18 protein-coding genes and 1 pseudogene are annotated in these 17,848 nt (G+C 63.6%); 10 read left to right on the forward strand and 9 right to left on the reverse strand.

Annotation, left to right across the window (positions count from 1 at the left end):
- Positions 1 to 26 precede the first annotated feature (26 nt).
- The 3 genes from HFP57_RS06380 to HFP57_RS06390 all read right to left on the reverse strand — a co-directional run bounded on the left by HFP57_RS06380 (position 27) and on the right by HFP57_RS06390 (position 3,370).
- Positions 27 to 1,514, reverse strand: coding sequence for a SulP family inorganic anion transporter (locus HFP57_RS06380; RefSeq protein WP_176869005.1), 1,488 nt, complete (start codon positions 1,512 to 1,514; stop codon positions 27 to 29).
- Positions 1,515 to 1,797: 283 nt separating this feature from the next.
- Positions 1,798 to 2,442, reverse strand: a complete 645-nt coding sequence (locus HFP57_RS06385; RefSeq protein WP_176869006.1) for a 3-oxoacid CoA-transferase subunit B — start codon at positions 2,440 to 2,442, stop codon at positions 1,798 to 1,800.
- Positions 2,443 to 2,662: 220 nt separating this feature from the next.
- On the reverse strand, positions 2,663 to 3,370 hold the full coding sequence (locus HFP57_RS06390) for a CoA transferase subunit A (protein ID WP_176869007.1): 708 nt from the start codon (positions 3,368 to 3,370) through the stop codon (positions 2,663 to 2,665).
- A 208-nt stretch (positions 3,371 to 3,578) separates the two neighbouring features.
- Between HFP57_RS06390 and HFP57_RS06395 the strand changes: the two genes are divergently transcribed.
- Complete coding sequence (locus HFP57_RS06395) at positions 3,579 to 4,379, forward strand: universal stress protein (protein WP_176869008.1); 801 nt, start codon at positions 3,579 to 3,581, stop codon at positions 4,377 to 4,379.
- Between the two features lie 9 nt (positions 4,380 to 4,388).
- Here HFP57_RS06395 and HFP57_RS06400 read toward each other — a convergent pair whose 3' ends face one another.
- Together HFP57_RS06400 and HFP57_RS06405 are read right to left on the reverse strand one after the other, a co-directional pair.
- Positions 4,389 to 5,645 carry a cyanophycinase gene (locus tag HFP57_RS06400; protein WP_176869009.1) on the reverse strand — a complete coding sequence of 419 codons (1,257 nt, stop codon included), beginning with the start codon at positions 5,643 to 5,645 and terminating at the stop codon, positions 4,389 to 4,391.
- Positions 5,642 to 6,295, reverse strand: a complete 654-nt coding sequence (locus HFP57_RS06405) for an HAD-IA family hydrolase (RefSeq protein WP_176869010.1) — start codon at positions 6,293 to 6,295, stop codon at positions 5,642 to 5,644. Before HFP57_RS06405 ends, HFP57_RS06400 begins: the two co-directional genes overlap by 4 nt.
- Before the next feature lie 193 nt (positions 6,296 to 6,488).
- Here HFP57_RS06405 and HFP57_RS06410 point away from each other — a divergent pair, with 193 nt between their 5' ends.
- Positions 6,489 to 7,247: an SDR family oxidoreductase gene (locus HFP57_RS06410; RefSeq protein WP_176869011.1), complete on the forward strand. Its 759-nt coding sequence runs from the start codon at positions 6,489 to 6,491 to the stop codon at positions 7,245 to 7,247.
- Positions 7,248 to 7,261: 14 nt separating this feature from the next.
- Here the strand turns inward: HFP57_RS06410 and HFP57_RS06415 are convergent, their stop codons facing one another.
- Both HFP57_RS06415 and HFP57_RS06420 read right to left on the reverse strand, forming a co-directional pair.
- A complete protein-coding gene (locus tag HFP57_RS06415) occupies positions 7,262 to 7,711 on the reverse strand; it encodes a GlcG/HbpS family heme-binding protein (protein ID WP_246263645.1) in 450 nt (149 codons plus the stop codon).
- Positions 7,712 to 7,782: 71 nt separating this feature from the next.
- Positions 7,783 to 8,701, reverse strand: a pseudogene (locus HFP57_RS06420) (SMP-30/gluconolactonase/LRE family protein).
- 131 nt (positions 8,702 to 8,832) lie between these two features.
- On the opposite strand from HFP57_RS06420, the gene HFP57_RS06425 reads away from it, so the two are divergent.
- On the forward strand, positions 8,833 to 10,269 hold the full coding sequence (locus HFP57_RS06425; protein ID WP_176869013.1) for an NAD-dependent succinate-semialdehyde dehydrogenase: 1,437 nt from the start codon (positions 8,833 to 8,835) through the stop codon (positions 10,267 to 10,269).
- A gap of 134 nt (positions 10,270 to 10,403) precedes the next feature.
- Positions 10,404 to 12,065, forward strand: coding sequence for a thiamine pyrophosphate-binding protein (locus HFP57_RS06430; RefSeq protein WP_176869014.1), 1,662 nt, complete (start codon positions 10,404 to 10,406; stop codon positions 12,063 to 12,065).
- A 265-nt stretch (positions 12,066 to 12,330) separates the two neighbouring features.
- On the opposite strand, the gene HFP57_RS06435 is transcribed toward HFP57_RS06430, so the two are convergent.
- Both HFP57_RS06435 and thiS read right to left on the reverse strand, forming a co-directional pair.
- The gene (locus HFP57_RS06435) at positions 12,331 to 12,513 is read right to left on the reverse strand and encodes a CsbD family protein (protein ID WP_176869015.1); all 183 of its coding nucleotides are present in this window, start codon (positions 12,511 to 12,513) and stop codon (positions 12,331 to 12,333) included.
- A 113-nt stretch (positions 12,514 to 12,626) separates the two neighbouring features.
- A complete protein-coding gene (gene thiS / locus HFP57_RS06440) occupies positions 12,627 to 13,619 on the reverse strand; it encodes a sulfur carrier protein ThiS (RefSeq protein ID WP_176869016.1) in 993 nt (330 codons plus the stop codon).
- Positions 13,620 to 13,700: 81 nt separating this feature from the next.
- Here thiS and aroQ point away from each other — a divergent pair, with 81 nt between their 5' ends.
- The 6 genes from aroQ to HFP57_RS06470 are packed head-to-tail and all read left to right on the forward strand — an operon-like array spanning position 13,701 to position 17,832.
- Positions 13,701 to 14,141 (forward strand): type II 3-dehydroquinate dehydratase, encoded by a 441-nt coding sequence (gene aroQ, locus HFP57_RS06445; protein WP_176869017.1) that lies wholly within the window; start codon positions 13,701 to 13,703, stop codon positions 14,139 to 14,141.
- A 57-nt stretch (positions 14,142 to 14,198) separates the two neighbouring features.
- Positions 14,199 to 14,696: an acetyl-CoA carboxylase biotin carboxyl carrier protein gene (accB, locus tag HFP57_RS06450; RefSeq protein WP_246263437.1), complete on the forward strand. Its 498-nt coding sequence runs from the start codon at positions 14,199 to 14,201 to the stop codon at positions 14,694 to 14,696.
- Between the two features lie 11 nt (positions 14,697 to 14,707).
- The gene (gene accC / locus HFP57_RS06455; protein WP_246263439.1) at positions 14,708 to 16,069 is read left to right on the forward strand and encodes an acetyl-CoA carboxylase biotin carboxylase subunit; all 1,362 of its coding nucleotides are present in this window, start codon (positions 14,708 to 14,710) and stop codon (positions 16,067 to 16,069) included.
- On the forward strand, positions 16,070 to 16,474 hold the full coding sequence (locus tag HFP57_RS06460) for an ACT domain-containing protein (protein ID WP_176869018.1): 405 nt from the start codon (positions 16,070 to 16,072) through the stop codon (positions 16,472 to 16,474).
- Positions 16,475 to 16,482: 8 nt separating this feature from the next.
- On the forward strand, positions 16,483 to 16,833 hold the full coding sequence (gene arsC / locus HFP57_RS06465; protein WP_176869019.1) for an arsenate reductase (glutaredoxin): 351 nt from the start codon (positions 16,483 to 16,485) through the stop codon (positions 16,831 to 16,833).
- 24 nt (positions 16,834 to 16,857) lie between these two features.
- Complete coding sequence (locus HFP57_RS06470; RefSeq protein WP_176869020.1) at positions 16,858 to 17,832, forward strand: alpha/beta fold hydrolase; 975 nt, start codon at positions 16,858 to 16,860, stop codon at positions 17,830 to 17,832.
- Positions 17,833 to 17,848 lie beyond the last annotated feature (16 nt).

Here is a 17,848-nt window from a genome sequence, read left to right on the forward strand (position 1 = left end):
TCTTGTTGCCGTTCGGGCGCGCCGGATCAATGGCCGACCACGCCCAGGCTCTGAAACGGCTTCTCGTTGTCGCTGTATTTCTCGATCAGGGTCGCGCTGGCCTGGTTGAGGCCGATCACCCGGACCGTCTTGCCCTCGCCCTGCAAACGCCCGACCACCTTGTCGAGCACGCCGGTGGCCGAAATGTCCCAGAAATGCGCGTCCGTCAGATCGATATCGACATCGGTGATATCCTCCTCGCCATATTCCATGGCCTCGGTCACGCGATCGACCGAGGCGAAGAATATCTGGCCCTTGACGACATAATGCCGGGTCGTCCCCTCGACGCTGGTCGCGATAGTCACCAGATTGCGCACCATCCCGGCGAAGAAGATGCCGCTCAGCAGCACACCGACGAGCACGCCCTGCGCCAGGTCGTGCGTCCAGACCACGGTCACGACCGTCGCGAGCATGACCGCCGTCGACACTTTCGGGTGATGGCGGATTTCGAGGAAGGATTTCCAGCGGAAGGTGCTGATCGAGACGAAGATCATCACGGCGACGAGCGCGGGCATCGGGATCTGCGCGACCCAGGGGCCGAGCACGACGATCAGGACGAGCAGCATCACGCCCGCGATCATCGTCGAGAGCCGCCGGCGCCCGCCCGATTTGATGTTGATCACGGACTGGCCGATCATCGCGCAACCGCCCATGCCGCCGATGAAACCGGTGAAGAAGTTGGCGGCGCCCTGGCCGAAGCATTCCCGGCGCTTGTCGCTGCGTGTCTCCGTCATGTCGTCAACGATCGAAGCGGTCAGCAGCGATTCGAGCAGGCCGACGGCCGCCATACCCGCAGCATAGGGCGCGATGATCTGCAGCGTCTCCCAGGTCAGCGGTACCATCGGCAGATGGAACATCGGCAGGCTGTCCGGCAGCGTGCCCATGTCGCCCACGGTCGATACATCGAACCCGCCGAATATGCTGACGACGGCGAGCAGCACGATCGCGACGAGCGGCGAGGGAATCGCCTTGGTGAGCATCGGCAGCAGGTAGATGATCGCGAGCCCGGCCCCGACCATGGCATAGGTTTCAATCGTGAAATTGTCGCCGATCAGCTGCGGTATCTGCGCCATGAAGATGAGGATCGCGAGCGCGTTGACGAAACCGGTGATCACCGAGCGCGCGACGAAGCGCATCAGCAGATCGAGCCGGAACAGGCCGGCCAGCCCCTGAAAGATGCCCATCAGGATCGTCGCGGCGAACAGATATTCGACGCCATGATCGCGCACCAGCGGAATCACGAGGACGGCCACCGCAGCGGTCGCCGCCGAGATCATCCCCGGACGCCCGCCGAGCATCGCGGTGATGACCGCGATCGAGAAGCTCGCATAGAGCCCGACACGCGGATCGACGCCCGCGATGATCGAAAAGCCGATCGCCTCGGGAATCAATGCGAGCGCGACGACGAGGCCGGCGAGAAACTCGGTACGCGGCTGGGAGAGCCAGTCGCGCTTGAAATTGCGGTGCATGGGCATGCGGAATTGCTTTCGGGCAATGCCGCAAGGCCACTGGGCGCATGAGCGCTCCGCAGTCCGTGCGACTATGAAATCGGATAATACAGGCCGGACCGGCCTGTATTATTGCAGTGCAATATAGAAGTTGGGGCCGAAAGGAAACAGTCAGACGATCTCGTGTAAAACCCCATCATGCTGAACTTGGTTCAGCATCCACCCCTCCTCAAGAACCGACATCATGAGTTGATAGGTGGACCCTGAAACAAGTTCAGGGTGACGGTAAAAAAAGCTGATCTGTTCCGCTTTAAGAAACCCGTTCCACATAATGCGCCGTCGTCTTCTCGCCGACTTCCTCGAGCGTGACCCCCGGCGCCAGTTCGATCAGCGCGAACGGGCTGTCATGATCCGGCCTATGGAACACGCCGAGATTGGTGATGATCATGTCGACGACATTCTGGCCCGTCAGCGGCAATGTGCATTCGGGAATGAATTTCGGATCGCCCGCCTTGGAATTGTGATCCATGACGACGATGATCTTCTTGACGCCCGCGACGAGATCCATCGCGCCGCCCATGCCCTTGATCATCTTGCCCGGGATCATCCAGTTGGCAATATCGCCATTTTCCGCGACTTCCATCGCGCCGAGCACCGTCAGATCGATATGCCCGCCGCGGATCATGGCGAAACTGTCCGACGAGCCGAAATAGCTCGATGAGGGCAGTGCGCTGATCGTCTGCTTGCCGGCGTTGATCAGGTCCGCATCGACCTCGTCGGGATAGGGAAAGGGCCCGATGCCGAGCATGCCGTTTTCAGACTGGAGCGTAACCTCGACCCCGTCCGGGATATGGTTCGCGACCAATGTCGGGATACCGATGCCGAGATTGACATAATAGCCGTCCTCAAGCTCCTGCGCGGCGCGCGCGGCCATCTGATTGCGGTCCCAAGGCATGTTACTTCTTCCTTCCTATCTGATCACCAAAATGACCACTTAGTCCATCATGGCCAGCAGCTCCCCGGTGGTCCACCACATGAGTGACCCGGGAACACCCAAAATTCTATGTAGAGATAGAGGCCCAACACAATCGCACCAACGACCATGAGACAACCCAATCGTGCCTGCCAATGAAATTTCATGATCAGCGCTGCTCTTCGGCCAACATCCCCTATATCTAAGCGCTCTCCATTTCACGCACGGTCTCGAATTCGATCTTCTTGTCATAGGGTGATCCGTCGATCAGCCGTTTGACGTAGATGCCCGGCAGATGGATGCAGTCGGGATCGAGTGCGCCGACCTCGACGATTTCCTCGACCTCGGCGACGCAGATCTTGCCCGCGGTCGCCATCGGCTGGTTGAAATTGCGCGCCGTTTTGCGAAACACGAGATTGCCGCTCTTGTCCGCTTTCCAGCCCTTGACGATGCACAGATCGGCGAAAATGCCGCGCTCGAGGATGTAATCCTCTCCGTCGAACTGTTTCACTTCCTTGCCCTCGGCCACCACGGTTCCGAAGCCGGTTTTCGTATAAAAACCTGGAATGCCCGCGCCCCCCGCCCGGCAACGTTCGGCGAGCGTCCCTTGCGGACAGAATTCGACCTCCAGCTCCTTGGCGAGGAACTGCCGCTCGAATTCCTTGTTCTCCCCGACATAGGAGGAGATCATCTTCTTGACCTGCTTGGTCCGGAGCAGCTTGCCGAGCCCTTCATTGTCGATCCCGGCATTGTTGGACGCAATGGTCAGGTCCTTCGTTCCGGCGTCGCGGATCGCATCGATCAGCCGTTCGGGAATGCCGCACAGGCCGAAACCGCCCGCGCAGATGTGCATGCCGTCGAACAACAGGCCGTCCAGCGCGGCGGCGGCATCGGGATAAATCTTTCGCATATCGAGCTCCGCTTGGAGTTTAGGCTCAAAAGGTCTGGCCCATTAGGCGGGGCGGACGGGCCGGGTCAATTGCCGTGACCGTCACCCGCGTCGCAAATCCTGCAACGGGGATTTTTCCGGCCGGCGCACGTTTGACCTTGATCAAGGCTGCGATTCGCGATCCGCCTAGGGTAAGGTGCAAACAGAAACTCGCGCTGGGAGAATGATCATGCGATCCATCTTGATACCCGTGAACGACGAAGAAGGCTTTGAGTCGCGCTTGCAGGCGGCGCTCGACGTCGGGCGCGCCGTGAACGGCCATATCAGCTTTCTCCACGGTATCCCGGTGAGCGACTATGTCGCGCTCGATCCGTTCGGCGGTTCCTACTATGTCGCCGAACAGCGCGAAGCGGCGCTCGAAGAAGCCGAGCGCAAGCGGACAATGCTCAAGGAAGAGATGGGCAACGAGGATGTGCCTTGGGATTTCGTCTCGGCGGACGGCGCGCCCGATGATGTGCTGGTCGGCCATTCGCGACTGGCCGATGTCGCGGTCCTCAGCGAACCTGCCGGAAACGACGACGATCTCGCCTCCAGTGTCACCTATTTCGTGATGGAGGCGCAATGCCCGATCCTCGCCGTGCCGCAGACGAGCAAGGCGCTCCATTGCGCCGGCAAGGCGGTCGTCGCCTGGAACGGCTCGGCGCCGGCGGCGAACGCGATGCGCGCGGCGATCCCGATGCTGCAGGTCGCGGAGTCGGTGGAAGTCGTGACGATCGGCGAGGATCCGCGGCATTTCCCGGCCGCAAGCGCCTGCGCTTATCTATCGCGCCACGGCATCAAGGCGGACCTCATCCTGCGCGACCGGCGGGACAAGGTGTCCGAAGCGATGCACGACCTGCTGCTCGACCGCGACGCCGACTATATGGTGATGGGCGCCTATGGGCACAGCCGGCTAAGGCAGACGCTGTTCGGCGGCGTCTCCCGGCATTTCATACAGCGTTCGCCGGTGCCGGTTTTCATGACGCATTAGCCCGGCGGGTCACGGCACCGGAGAGACGTGGCCGTCGATCGACAGAGAAATGCCGGTCAGGGTCCCGGCCCAACCTTCGTCGTCGAGCCGCCGGAAATAGCGGCTGTCGCGCCCGCCGATGAACCGGAACTCCGCACTGCGCTTGCGGTCTTCCAGGCGGACATCGATACGGGCGTTCCCGCGGAGATAGCGTTCGCTGACCTGCAGGGTTCGCTGTTCGCTCTCCAGCACGGCCAGTGATTCGGCGCTCGGCCAGATGGCGCCGAACGCCCGCTGGCGATCCTCCACGGCAAGGCGCGCCGGGTCCGGCCGGACCTCCAGATCGGTGAGCGAGAGCCGGTCCCCGTCGTGCAGACGGGACAATCGCAGGCCGCGGATCAGAAACCCGGAGATGCTGACGGTCCTTTGGGCGCGACGGCCGTCGAGCAGCGTCACCGCGCCTATTCCCAGAACCTGCGCGCTCGCTGTCTCGAAATCGACAAGCAGCGCCGTTCCGGAATCGATGCCGAGGCCGATGCGTGCCGCTTCGGGCTGCTCCAGTATCGCGCGGGCGAGCAGACCGAGCCGGCCGCGCTGGCCGAATTCGGTATCGATCGTGAACGGCGAAAACAGGCGCAGACCCTGTGGCAGGACGAGCGGCTGAAGATCGTCCTCACCTTCTTCCGCTCCATCGGTCGTTTCGTTTGTGACCAGACCGAACAGCGCGTCGAAGGCCTCCCCGTTGGCGATCATCGGGCTGCTCATCGCCGCCGCGCCCGCGCCGATGCCGCCGACGATCACGCCCGCGCGGAGCCGGTCCCGGATAGCCATGAGCATCGGGCTGTCGAAACCGCCGGGCCGGACGAGCGCCTGGGTCAACCGGAGCGGATCGCCGTCCGTCAGCCAGATCGCGCCGGCGCTTTCGATTTTCGCGATCTCCTCGGGATTGGCTGCGTTGGCGACCCAGTCGCTCTCGTCGATATCGGGCGTTTCCGGATCGTCGACCGACGCCAGCCGCACGATCACGATCTCGTCCGGTTCGATGCCGTGGAACATCAGCTCGCCGGCGAACGTCGCGGCGCGCCCATGCGGATCGGACGCCGCCGCGGAGATGATCGCGATGGTCGGCGCGTCGGCCGGTCGACTGTCGATCAGCGCGCGATAGACCGCCTCATTCTCGAGGCCGAGCCCGCCGCCGACGATCAGCAACTTGCCGGTATTGGCCGGTGCCGCGGCGGGAAGCAGGGCTGCCAGCGCAATCGCTGCAAGGACGAGCCAGCGGATCAAAGCCAGCCCTTTTCGAGCTCGAGCACCGCGCCCAGTTCCTCGAGCGCCTGTGCCTCGCCGGTCACCTTGATCGCGGCCATGCCGAGCGCGGCCGCCGGTTTGCAGTTGATGCCGAGATCGTCGAGATAGACGCACTCGACCGGATCGACCGCGAGCGTTTCGCACATCATCAGATAGATTAGCGGATCGGGCTTGCGGACCCCGGCTTTGGAGCTTTCGATCACATGATCGAACCGTGTCATGATATCAGCGATCGCCATCGCCTTTTCCTCGCTGCCGGCCATGCCCGCACCCTTGCCCGCCAGCACGTTGTTGGTGATGCAGCCGAGCTTGTGGCCCTTGGATTTCAGCACGTCGAGCGCCGCGACCATGCGCGGCCGGATATCGCCCGATAGGCATGCCAGCACGTCGCGCCCCTGCAATTCCACGCCGACCGCGCGTGCCTCGGCGGCGAATCTCTCGTCGAACTCGGCCGCATCGATCTCGGCCCTCTCGAACAGCGCCCAGGCATTGCTGTCGGGGTTGGTTGCGTTGATCCGGCGCACGCTGTTGACCGGCATGCCGCGCGCTTCTTCCATCCGGTTGAAGGCGTCGAACGGCGACGAGGTGATTACGCCGCCGAAATCCCAAAGCACCGTCGTCCTGTTCATTGCCAACCTCGCGGAAAAATCTGCGTGGTCCTTAGAGGCGATGAATCAGTGCGGTCAAACAATATGGCCCGGCAAGCCGATGACACGATAGAATTTTGGTTTGGGGGCAGGAATCGGGGCGTGACTGGAAAACGGAGCTCCTATCCGGAGGGGGCCGGGCGATGATGGTCCGGAAGAACGGAGACTGAAGCCCATGAAACTGCTCGAGAACAAAGTCGCGATCGTTACGGGCGCCAGTTCGGGCATCGGCCGATCGGCCGCCACGCTCTTTGCCAACCATGGCGCGAAGCTGATGGTGACGGCGCGGCGGGCCAAGGCGCTCGATACCCTTGTCGGCGAGATCGAGGATAAGGGCGGGGAAGCCGTTGCGCTGGCCGGCAACATAACGGACGAAGCGCATGCGCGGTCGCTGTCGGCCGCCACGCTCGATCGTTTCGGACGTCTCGACATCGCCTTCAACAACGCGGGCGGTGTCGGTCCGATGGCGCCCGGTCCCGATCTTTCGGTATCAGCATGGCGCGACACGCTGGAAACCAATCTAACCGGTGCCTTTCTGGCCGCCAAATATCAGTTGCCAGCGATGCGCGAGACCGGCGGGGGCTCAATGATATTTACCTCCAGCTTCGTGGGTTTCACCGCGGGCTTGCCCGGCATGGCGGCCTATGCCGCGGCGAAGGCCGGGCTGATCGGCCTGGTTCAGGTGCTGGCTGCGGAATTCGGCCCCGACGGAATTCGGGTGAACGCGCTACTGCCGGGCGGCACCGATACTCCGGGCGCAACCATCGAAACCGCCGAAGATCGCGCCTTTGTCGAAGGTCTGCACGCATTGAAGCGGATCGCAAGTCCGGAAGAAATCGCACAGTCTGCACTGTTCCTGGCTTCGGACATGTCGAGCTTCACGACCGGCAGTCCGATTTTTGCGGACGGCGGCGTGTCGATCAACCGGACATGACCGGAATCGCGTCGTCAACGCGGCGCGCGGCTCGCCGCCAGCCCGGCGGCTTCGATCCCCGCGACGGCGCAGGCTTCGTCGTCCATCGGCGGTTCGCCCGAAACGCCGACGCCGCCGATCAGCGTTCGCCCCTCGGCATCGAACACCGGCACACCGCCCGGTACGGTCACGACATAGGGTGCATCGCCGAAGCCAGGCGTATTCGCTGCACCTTGCGCCAGACCCGAGGTCCGTCCGCCCCAGGCCGCCGAAGCGCGCGCCTTTTCGCCGGCAAAAGCCATGATGCCATGGCCGTTACCGTCCATGCGGCGCGCGGCGACGAGGTGGCCGCCATCGTCGACGACGACGATACCGTGGCTCTGGCCTCGCCCTTCGGCATGCGCCGCGCAGCCATCAACGATGGCCTCCGCCGTTGCGGCATCGAGCCGGGATTGCGCCTCAGCTTGGGCGGGCAGCGCCGCCATCGTCACGAGTAAAACTCCTCCTGTTAAGCCCTGTAATTGCATCATTTTCTCCCAGACCGGCCTGCCTGTCATCAGGCGTTATGCTCCAGCCTCAGGCCCGGGCGCGGCCATTCCGTCTTGACCAGCCGACCCGTTCCCGAGAGCGTCAGCCAGGCCGTCCGCATGTCCGGCCCGCCAAAACAGACATTGGTCGTAAAGATGTCGTCGGTCTCGACAAATTCGACCAACGACCCATCGGGAGAGACGACGGAAATGCCGCATTCGCCGATCGTCGCGATGCAGACATTGCCGTCGCCATCGACGGCGAGACTGTCGAAGAATTTGTACCCGGCGGGGCGGTAGAGCGGGATTCCGGGCCCGCCCGGTCCTGCGTCGGGGGCCACCTTGCCCGGTCCGGTGATATTGAAGCTCATCTAATCGGCAGGTGTAGGTCTCGGCCGCGTAGAGCGTCTTGCCGTCCGGCGAGAGGCCGACGCCGTTGGGATTGTTCGACGGGAAGATCACCTCTTCAAGATGGCTGCCATCGGCCTTCGCGTAGAAAATACCGACGATATCGTGGCAGCGTTTCGCATAATCGACCTTGCCGTGATCGGTGAACCAGAAGCCGTCATGCGCGTCGAACACGATATCGTTGGGGCCGCGCAGCACGCAGTCGAAATCGCCGGACTTGTAGAGCGTTTCGATCGCGCCGGTTTCGAGGTCGATCCGCTCGATCCGGCCGCCCGAATAATCGCTGGCGATGCCGTGCGGCGCGAGCATGCCGTCGCTTTCATTCCATTCGAAGCCGCCATTGTTGCAGACATAGAGCTTGCCGTCCGGGCCGACAGCCGCGCCGTTTGGCCCGCCGCCCGGCTCCGCGACCGTCTCCTTGGAGCCGTCGGGCCGCACCCGGGTGACCCGGCCTTCCGCGATCTCGACCAGCACGACGCTGCCATCGTCCATCGCCACCGGGCCTTCGGGAAAGCGCAATCCGTCCGTCACCAGTTCCATGTCACATCCTCCCAAAATTGCGGTTGTGCATATTTTCTACCGCTATTGCCGAAGAGCCAACTATCGTTGCCCGCGCGGGTCAAGTGGCTTAGGTGCTAGGTCCCAAGAAACACCTCCCGGGAATAAGAAAAATGAACACCGAATATCCGCAGGATTTGCGCTTTCAGATCGACGGCGAGTGGGTCGCGCCGGGCGATCGCCGGACGCAGGATGTCGTCAATCCGGCGACTGGCGAAACGCTGGCCGTGCTGCCGCTGGCGACGATCGACGACCTCGACCGGGCGCTGGCCGCGGCCGAGCTGGGCTTTCGCGAATGGAAGGCGAAGGACGTCAACGAGCGCGGCGCGATCCTGCGCAAGGCCGCGGACCTGCTGCGCGAACGCGCGGAGGCTATCGCCCCGCTGCTGACCATGGAGCAGGGCAAGCCGGTCAAGGAGGCGATGGGCGAAGTGCTCGGCGCAGCCGGGCTGTTCGACTATTTCGCCGAGGAAGCGAAGCGCGCGCATGGCCGCGTGCTCGTCCGCCCGACCGGCCAGCGCTCGATCGTCATCAAACAGCCGATCGGCCCGGTCGCGGCGTTCAGCCCGTGGAACTTTCCGCTCTTCCTGATGGCCCGCAAGCTTGCCCCGGCGCTGGCGGCGGGCTGTTCGATCATCTGCAAGCCGCCCGAGGAAACCCCGGCCTGCGCGATCGAATTGATGCGCTGCGTGCTCGATGCCGGCGCGCCCGGCCATGTCGCGCAGATGGTGTTCGGCGTGCCCGACGAGGTCAGCACCCATCTCATCGCCTCGCCGATCATCCGCAAGATCAGCTTCACCGGCTCGGTGCCGGTCGGCAAGCATCTGATGAAGCTCGCGGCGGACGGCGTGAAGCGCACGACGATGGAGCTGGGCGGTCACGCGCCCGTGCTGGTGTTCGACGATTGCGACCTCGAGCGCACGCTCGACATCATCGTCCCCCAGAAGTTCCGCAATGCCGGGCAGGTCTGCGTCAGCCCGACGCGTTTCTACGTGCAGAACGGAATCTACGACCGTTTCGTCGAGGAGTTCACAAAACGCACCGAACAGCTAACGGTCGGCGACGGCCTCGAGGAGGCGACGCAGATGGGGCCGCTTGCCAATGAGCGTCGCCCCGAAGCGGTCGGCGCGCTGATCGCGGATGCTGCCGACAAGGGCGGACGGATCACGACCGGCGGCGACGTGCTCGGCGATAGCGGCTTCTTCTTCCGCCCGACCGTGATCGCCGATGTCCCGCTCGACGCGCAGATCATGTCCAACGAGCCGTTCGGCCCGGTCGCGATGATGCGGCCGTTCGAGACGCTCGACGAGGCGATCGAACAGGCGAACCGCCTCCCCTACGGCCTCGCCGCTTTCGCCTTCACCGAGAATGGCCGCCAGGCGATGATCCTCGGCGATGCGATCGAGAGCGGCATGGTCGGGATCAACACGGTCGGCATCAGCGCGGTCGACGCGCCGTTCGGCGGGGTGAAGGAATCGGGCTTCGGCAGCGAGGACGGCCCGGAGGGCCTCGAGGCCTATATGGTCACCAAGGCGGTGCATCAGGCTTGATGGCCCTTTCAACTAACATATCCGTCATTGCGAGGCGCACAGCGACGAAGCAATCCAGAGCGGCTGGCGATAGTTCATAAGGCTCTGGATTGCTTCGCTACGCTCGCAATGACGACGAACAGAAGGGTTAACCCATGACACAACGAACCGGCGGCCGGATTCTCGTCGACAATCTCGTCGCGCAAGTCTGCGACCGGATCTTCTGCGTTCCCGGCGAGAGCTATCTCGCGGTGCTCGACGCGCTGCACGACACGCGGGAGATCGATCTCGTCGTGTGCCGGCAGGAGGGCGGCGTGTCCTTCATGGCGGCCGCCGACGGCGCGATTACCGGGCGGCCGGGAATCGCCTTCGTCACGCGCGGTCCGGGCGCGACCAACGGCTCGATCGGTGTGCATGTCGCGATGCAGGATTCGGTGCCGATGATCTATTTCATCGGCGATGTCGGCCGCGGCGACACGGATCGCGAGGCCTTTCAGGAGATCGACTTTATGGCGATGTTCGCGCCCATGTGCAAATGGGCAGCGAAGATCGATCAGGCCGAGCGCATCCCCGAATATGTCGCGCGTGCCTATTCGGTCGCGATGGCGGGACGGCCCGGGCCGGTGGTGCTGGCGCTGCCGGAGGACATGCTGCGCGATACGGTCGAGGCCGTGGACCGTCCGAAAGTGATCCGCCCGGCCCAGCATCCCGATCCCGAAGCGATGGCGGTGATGATGGAGCTGCTCAAGGACGCCGTTTCGCCCGTCGCAATTATCGGCGGCGCGGACTGGTGCGCGGGCGCGTCGCATTATTTCCGCGAGTTCGCCGAGGATATCGGCCTGCCCGTCGCCTGCGGCTTCCGGCGGCAGGATGCGATCCCGAACGAGAGCCCGGTCTGGGCGGGCAATCTCGGCTATGGCCCGAACCCCGAGCTGCTCGACCGGATACGGGGTGCGGACCTGCTGCTAGTCGTCGGCGCACGGCTCGGCGAGGCGACGACCGACGGCTATACGCTGATCACGCCGGACCATCCGGACCAGACCCTCATCCATGTCCATCCCGATCCGGAAGAACTGGGCCGTGTCTACCGCACCGACCTCGCGATCTGCGCGGACATGCGCGAATTCGCCGAGGAAGCCTCGCTCTGGGAGCATAACATTATCGATTTCGACTGCGGGAAAGAGGCGCATGCCGAGTGGGAGGCGTGGAGCACGATCGAACCGAATGACGATCTGGCGCTCGATGTCGCGCAATGCGTGCAGGCGGCGCGCGAGACGCTGCCCGCCGACAGCATCATCTGCAACGGCGCGGGCAATTTCTCCGGCTGGTGGCATCGCTACTGGCGCTATGGCGGCCCGGTCTGCCAGCTCGCGCCGACGGCCGGCGCGATGGGCTATGGCGTGCCCGCTGCCGTCGCGGCGGCGCTGCGCCATCCGGATCGGGAGGTGATCGCGGTCGCCGGCGACGGCGATTTCCTGATGAACGGACAGGAGCTGGCAACCGCCGTCCAGCATGGCTGCGACATGATCGTCTTTATCATCGACAATGGCAGCTACGGCACGATCCGGATGCACCAGGAGCGCCACTATCCCGAACGGCTGTCGGGCACTGCGCTGAGCAATCCCGATTTCGCCGCGCTCGCCAAGGCCTATGGCGCGTGGAGCGAAACGATCGAGAAGACCGATGAATTCGCGCCGGCGCTCGAACGGGCAAGGGCCGAGAAAGGCGTCCGGCTGCTGCATCTGAAGATCGATGTCGAAGACCAGCTCGCGGCGGGTACGTCTGTCGCCAAGGTCCGCGCGGCCGCGAAAGCCTGAATCGAAAGGGCCATCGCCAAGGGGCTCGGCGATGGCCCGATGCGACCCGGTTTACCTACAGGGGCAGTAGTAACCAGGCGTCTCCGACTAGTGTCGTAAAGCGCAAAAGCGGCGGCGAGTAAATCGCCGCGTCCTTCGTTTTCGACGAACCGTCGCCTGGCTTAGATCAATTCGCGTTTTCAGGGTCTTCGGGAAGGGCGGATACTGTGCTTGGGCCGCCCCGGTTGCCCGAAGCGGCCCATTTTGTCCGATTATTCGGTCGGCCTCAGACCTTGTCGCCGAGCGCGCCTTTCACCTCGCCCTTGGCCTTCTGCGCCTTGCCCTTCACCTGCTGGGCTTCGCCTTCGGCTTCCAGCCGCTCATTGTCGGTGACTTCGCCGGCAGCTTCCTTGGCGACACCGGCCGCCTTGTTGGCCGAGCCCTTCGCCTTGTCTTTCAGTTCGCCCATGATCGTTCTCCTCTTATAGACCGAATCCGAATTTGGACCGGTTTCACAAGGAGTTAACGCAGGAACTGAACGCAACGTTCCTCGGTTGGTCGCAAACTCAGGGCGCGATGAGACTAGATCAACCCCGCCAGCGGGCTCGACGGATCGGCATATTTGCGGGTGGCCATGCGCCCCGCCCGATAGGCTTCGCGGCCCGCCTCGACGGCCAGTTTCATCGCCCGCGCCATGCGGATGGGTTCCTTCGCCTCGGCGATCGCGGTGTTCATCAGCACGCCGTCGCAGCCGAGCTCCATCGCAACCGCGGCGTCCGAAGCGGTCCCCACCCCGGCATCGACGAGCACCGGAACATTGGCGCCCTCGACGATCAGCCGGATCGTCACCCGGTTCTGGATGCCGAGGCCCGAACCGATCGGCGCGCCCAGCGGCATGACGGCAACCGCGCCCGCCTCTTCGAGCTGCTTCGCCGCGATCGGATCGTCGACGCAATAGACCATCGGCTTGAAGCCCTCCCTGGCCAGCGTCTCGGTCGCGCGCAGCGTTTCGCGCATATCGGGATAGAGCGTCTTCGCCTCGCCGAGCACCTCGAGCTTGACCAGATCCCAGCCGCCGGCCTCGCGCGCCAGCCGCAGGGTGCGGATCGCCTCCTCGGCGGTAAAGCAGCCGGCGGTGTTGGGCAGATAGGTGTATTGTTTCGGATCGATGAAATCCGTGAGCATCGGCGTCTTGGGATCCGAGACGTTCACCCGGCGCACGGCGACCGTGATGATCTCCGCGCCCGATGCTTCGAGCGCCGCGGCGTTTTCTTCGAAATCCTTGTACTTTCCCGTGCCGACGATCAGGCGCGACGTGAAGCTCTGCCCGGCGACGCTCCAGCTGTCGTCATGATCCCCGCCGCCGACGAAATGAACGATCTCCAGCTCGTCGCCATCTTCGACGAGGACGTCGCCCAATGTCGAGCGCGGGACGACTTCGAGATTGCGTTCGACCGCCACCTTGCACGGATCGAGGCCGAGCTCCTCGCTCGCCAGCGCGGCAAGCGTCAGGCCCGCATGGACGCGCCGATGTTCGCCGTTCACGCGAATCGAAATCGTGCCGTCGCTGGTCATAGCTGCATCCTGCCTTTGCGTTGCGATCCGGGCCGCATATAGGTGTCCGCCCCGCATCGCCGCAACCGGAAGGCAAGGTCAATGGCCGATAAACCCGTCATCTATGTCCTCAATGGTCCCAATCTGAACCTGCTGGGCATGCGCGAGCCCGAAATCTACGGGTCGGACACGCTGGACGATATCGCCGGGAGGCTCGAGGACCGGGCGCAGGAACTGGGCGCGGATGTCGAGGTTCGCCAGTCCAACCATGAAGGGCACCTGATCGACTGGATCCACGAGGCCGAGGCGGACGAGGCCAAGGCTATCCTGCTGAATGCAGCCGGGTTTACGCATAGTTCGGTGGCTTTGCACGATGCGATTCTGGCGGTGTCCGTGCCGGTAATCGAGGTGCATCTGTCGAATCCCCATGCGCGCGAACCTTTTCGCCGGAAAAGCCTGGTCGGCGAGGCGTCGTACGGAACAATTTCCGGTTTCGGGGCACTTTCCTATCTGCTGGCGCTGGACGCGGCCATGCAGCTTTGAGTAAAAGCCGCGACTTGCACGTCGGCGACGGCCGGCAACAGGGATAAAGGGTTTGCCATGACCACCGACAAAGGGGGCCGCAAAGGCGCCATGAATGTCGACACCGATCTGGTGCGCCAGCTCGCCGAGCTGCTGGACGACGCCAATCTCACCGAAATCGAAGTGGAAGACGGCGAGCGGAGCATCCGTGTTGTCCGCGGCGGCACCAGTGTCGCGGTTGCGGCGCCGGCCCCTGCTGCCGCTCCGGCCCCGGCGCCGGCGCCCTCCCCCGCAGCAGCGGCGCCTGCCGACGCCGCCCCGGCCGCGAGCGCTGAAAACCATCCCGGCACGGTCAAGTCGCCGATGGTCGGCACCGTCTATCTCGCGCCCGAGCCCGGCGCCGATCCGTTCGTCAAGGTCGGCGATACGGTGTCGCAGGGCGACACTTTGCTGATCATCGAAGCGATGAAGGTGATGAACCCGATAACCGCGGAGAAATCCGGCACCGTGACGGCGTTGCTCGTCGAGGATGCCGAGCCGGTCGAGTTCAACCAGCCGCTCGCAACCATCGAATAGGCGCGGCAGTCGTGATCAAGAAAGTCCTGATTGCCAATCGCGGCGAGATCGCGTTGCGCATTCATCGCGCCTGTCACGAGATGGGCATCAAGACGGTGGCCGTGCATTCGACCGCCGATGCCGAGGCCAAGCACGTCAAACTCGCCGACGAAGCGGTGTGCATCGGGCCGCCCGCCGCGACCGAGAGCTACCTCAACGTGCCGAACATCATCTCCGCGGCCGAGATCAGCCAGGCCGACGCCATCCATCCCGGGTACGGCTTTCTCTCGGAGAATGAGAAATTCGCGACCATCGTCGAAGAGCATGACATCATCTGGATCGGGCCCAAGCCCGAGCACATCCGGGTCATGGGCGACAAGGTCGAGGCGAAGCGGACCGCCGGGAAGCTCGGCCTGCCGTTGGTACCCGGTTCGGACGGTGCGGTGCGCGAGATTTCAGAAGCCAGGAAGATCGCCGACGAAATAGGCTATCCGCTGATCGTCAAGGCCGCATCGGGCGGCGGCGGGCGCGGCATGAAGGTCGTGCCCGAAGCGGGTCAGCTCGAAACGCTGATGAAGCAGGCGGGGTCGGAGGCAAAATCGGCATTCGGCGACGATACCGTCTATCTCGAAAAATTCCTCGGCAATCCGCGCCATATCGAATTCCAGGTGTTCGGCGACGGCAAGGGCAATGCAATCCATCTCGGCGAACGCGACTGTTCGCTGCAGCGCCGCCACCAGAAGGTTCTCGAGGAAGCGCCCGGCCCGACGATCACGGCCGAGGAGCGCGAACGGATGGGCGATATCTGCGCCAGGGCGATGGCCGATATGGGCTATCGCGGCGCCGGCACGATCGAATTTCTCTACGAGGATGGCGGCTTCTATTTCATCGAAATGAACACGCGGCTCCAGGTCGAACATCCGGTCACCGAGATGATCACCGGCCTCGACCTCGTCCGCGAACAGATCCTCGTCGCCGCCGGCCAGCCGCTCTCGGTAACGCAGGACGAAGTGACGTTTACCGGCCATGCGATCGAATGCCGGATCAATGCCGAACATCCGCAGACTTTTGCCCCCTCGCCCGGCAAGGTGATCAACTATCATGCGGCAGGCGGCATGCATGTCCGCGTCGATAGCGGGCTTTATACTGGCTATTCGATCCCGCCTTATTATGATTCCATGGTCGCCAAGCTGATCGTTTACGGGAAAAGCCGGAACAAGTGCATCATGCGCCTGCGCCGCGCGCTCGAGGAAATGGTGATCGAGGGTGTCGACACGACGCTTCCCCTCCACCAGGCGCTGCTCGACGATCCCGACTTCCTCGAAGGCAATTATACGATCAAATGGCTCGAAGAGTGGCTCGAGCGGAACAAAGCCCCGGCCGAAGCCAGTTAAATGCCCGGCGAAACGAATCTCGCGGCACTGCTTGCCGAGCTGAAACCGATGCTCGCGGACGAAGAGCATGGGTTCGCGACGATCCCGATGGGCGCCGGCTGGCCGCAGGGGCTGGTGCCCGTCGCGACCTTCGCCGAGGCCGAAGGGGCCAGCGTCATCGCGCTCGTATCGATCATGGAGGGCATCGGTCTCGACCATGAAGGGGGCTGGGCAAAAATCACGATTGGCGCTAACAGCGCGCTCAGCGCCGTCGGGCTGACGGCCAAAATCGCCTCGGCGCTTGCCGAAACCGGGATCAGTGCCAATATAGTGGCGGCCTATCATCACGATCATGTCTTCGTGCCCTGGGCGCGGCGTGACGAGGCGATGGCGGTTCTGGAAAACTTGTCGAAGGCACAGGAGTAATTCGTTCGATGCAGGCCATTATCTACCACAATCCGCGCTGCGGCACGTCCCGCAAAACGCTGGAGATACTGGAAAAGGCACCGGCTATCGCAGTGCGCGTGATCGAGTATCTCAAGGATACGCCGACCAAGGCGAAGCTGAAGGAGCTCTACAAGAAAGCCGGCATAACGCCGCGCGAGGGCCTGCGCGCCAAGGAACCGCTGGCCAAGGAACTCGGCCTGAACGATCCCGACGTGACCGATGACCAAATCCTCGACGCGATGGTCAAGAATCCGATCCTCATCAACCGGCCGATCGTCGAGACGAAGAACGGTGTCCGGCTCTGCCGGCCGCAGGACCTGGTCAAAGAGATTATCTAGACACGACGGATAAAAGGGGCGGCGATGAAGAGATTTTTCAAATGGGCCGCGCTGATCCTTCTGATCCTGATCGTCGGTGCGGTCGCATGGTTCTGGACGCCCGACCGCGACGCGGCTGAACTGCGGGCGCTCTACACCACCGACGCATCGCAATTCATCGAACTGGAAAACGGGCTCACCGTCCATGTGCGTGACCAGGGGCCCCGCGATGCGCCGGTCATCGTCCTGATACACGGCTCGAGCGCGTCGCTCCAGACCTGGGAGCCGTGGGTCGAGCGCCTGTCGGACGACTATCGCATCGTTATCTACGACCAGCCCGGCCACGGCCTGACCGGGCCGACGCCCGATGGCAATTACGACACTGCCGTCTTTGTCGAGACTGCCCAGGGCGTCGCCGATGCGCTCGCCCTCGACCGGTTCGTGATCGGCGGCAACTCGATGGGCGGCTGGGTATCGTGGAACTACGCGCTCGCCCATGGCGATCGGCTCGACGGGCTGGTCCTGGTCGACGCCTCCGGCGCCCCCGATGCCCGGCCGCAAAGTATTCCCATCGGTTTTCGGATCGCGCGAATGCCGGTCGTCTCTTCGATCATGCAGAAGATCACGCCGCGCTCGATGATCGAACGCTCGCTCCAGCAGAGCGTGAGCAACCGGGAAATGATCGATGAAGCGATGGTCGACCGCTATTACGACCTGATCCGCTATCCCGGAAACCGCGCCGCGACGCTCGCACGGAGCCGGGCGGAACGGACCGTCGCGAGCCCCGAAACCATGGCCCGCATCGCCGTGCCGACCCTGCTGATCTGGGGCCAGGAGGACGGGCTCGTGCCGCTGGCCGCGGGCGAATGGTTCGATACGCATATCCCGGACAGCGCCCTTATCGTCTATCCCGGCATCGGCCATATTCCGATGGAAGAGACGCCCGATCGCAGCGCGGCCGATCTGCGCGCCTGGCTCCAGACCGTTTATCCGCAAGACGATGCCAACCCACTCGAATAGCGGCGGAAGACGCGTC

Origin of the sequence: Parasphingopyxis algicola (genome assembly GCF_013378075.1) — a bacterium.
Classification (GTDB): Bacteria; Pseudomonadota; Alphaproteobacteria; order Sphingomonadales; family Sphingomonadaceae; genus Parasphingopyxis; species Parasphingopyxis algicola.

Excerpts from the sequence above, each read along its gene's own strand:
- HFP57_RS06380 (WP_176869005.1), bottom strand. The coding sequence starts at position 1,514 with ATGCCCATGCACCGCAATTTCAAGCGCGACTGGCTCTCCCAGCCGCGT.
- HFP57_RS06385 (WP_176869006.1), bottom strand. The coding sequence starts at position 2,442 with ATGCCTTGGGACCGCAATCAGATGGCCGCGCGCGCCGCGCAGGAGCTT.
- HFP57_RS06390 (WP_176869007.1), bottom strand. The coding sequence starts at position 3,370 with ATGCGAAAGATTTATCCCGATGCCGCCGCCGCGCTGGACGGCCTGTTG.
- HFP57_RS06395 (WP_176869008.1), top strand. The coding sequence starts at position 3,579 with ATGCGATCCATCTTGATACCCGTGAACGACGAAGAAGGCTTTGAGTCG.
- HFP57_RS06405 (WP_176869010.1), bottom strand. The coding sequence starts at position 6,295 with ATGAACAGGACGACGGTGCTTTGGGATTTCGGCGGCGTAATCACCTCG.
- HFP57_RS06410 (WP_176869011.1), top strand. The coding sequence starts at position 6,489 with ATGAAACTGCTCGAGAACAAAGTCGCGATCGTTACGGGCGCCAGTTCG.
- HFP57_RS06415 (WP_246263645.1), bottom strand. The coding sequence starts at position 7,711 with ATGGCGGCGCTGCCCGCCCAAGCTGAGGCGCAATCCCGGCTCGATGCC.
- HFP57_RS06425 (WP_176869013.1), top strand. The coding sequence starts at position 8,833 with ATGAACACCGAATATCCGCAGGATTTGCGCTTTCAGATCGACGGCGAG.
- HFP57_RS06430 (WP_176869014.1), top strand. The coding sequence starts at position 10,404 with ATGACACAACGAACCGGCGGCCGGATTCTCGTCGACAATCTCGTCGCG.
- HFP57_RS06435 (WP_176869015.1), bottom strand. The coding sequence starts at position 12,513 with ATGGGCGAACTGAAAGACAAGGCGAAGGGCTCGGCCAACAAGGCGGCC.
- thiS (WP_176869016.1), bottom strand. The coding sequence starts at position 13,619 with ATGACCAGCGACGGCACGATTTCGATTCGCGTGAACGGCGAACATCGG.
- aroQ (WP_176869017.1), top strand. The coding sequence starts at position 13,701 with ATGGCCGATAAACCCGTCATCTATGTCCTCAATGGTCCCAATCTGAAC.
- accB (WP_246263437.1), top strand. The coding sequence starts at position 14,199 with ATGACCACCGACAAAGGGGGCCGCAAAGGCGCCATGAATGTCGACACC.
- HFP57_RS06460 (WP_176869018.1), top strand. The coding sequence starts at position 16,070 with ATGCCCGGCGAAACGAATCTCGCGGCACTGCTTGCCGAGCTGAAACCG.
- arsC (WP_176869019.1), top strand. The coding sequence starts at position 16,483 with ATGCAGGCCATTATCTACCACAATCCGCGCTGCGGCACGTCCCGCAAA.
- HFP57_RS06470 (WP_176869020.1), top strand. The coding sequence starts at position 16,858 with ATGAAGAGATTTTTCAAATGGGCCGCGCTGATCCTTCTGATCCTGATC.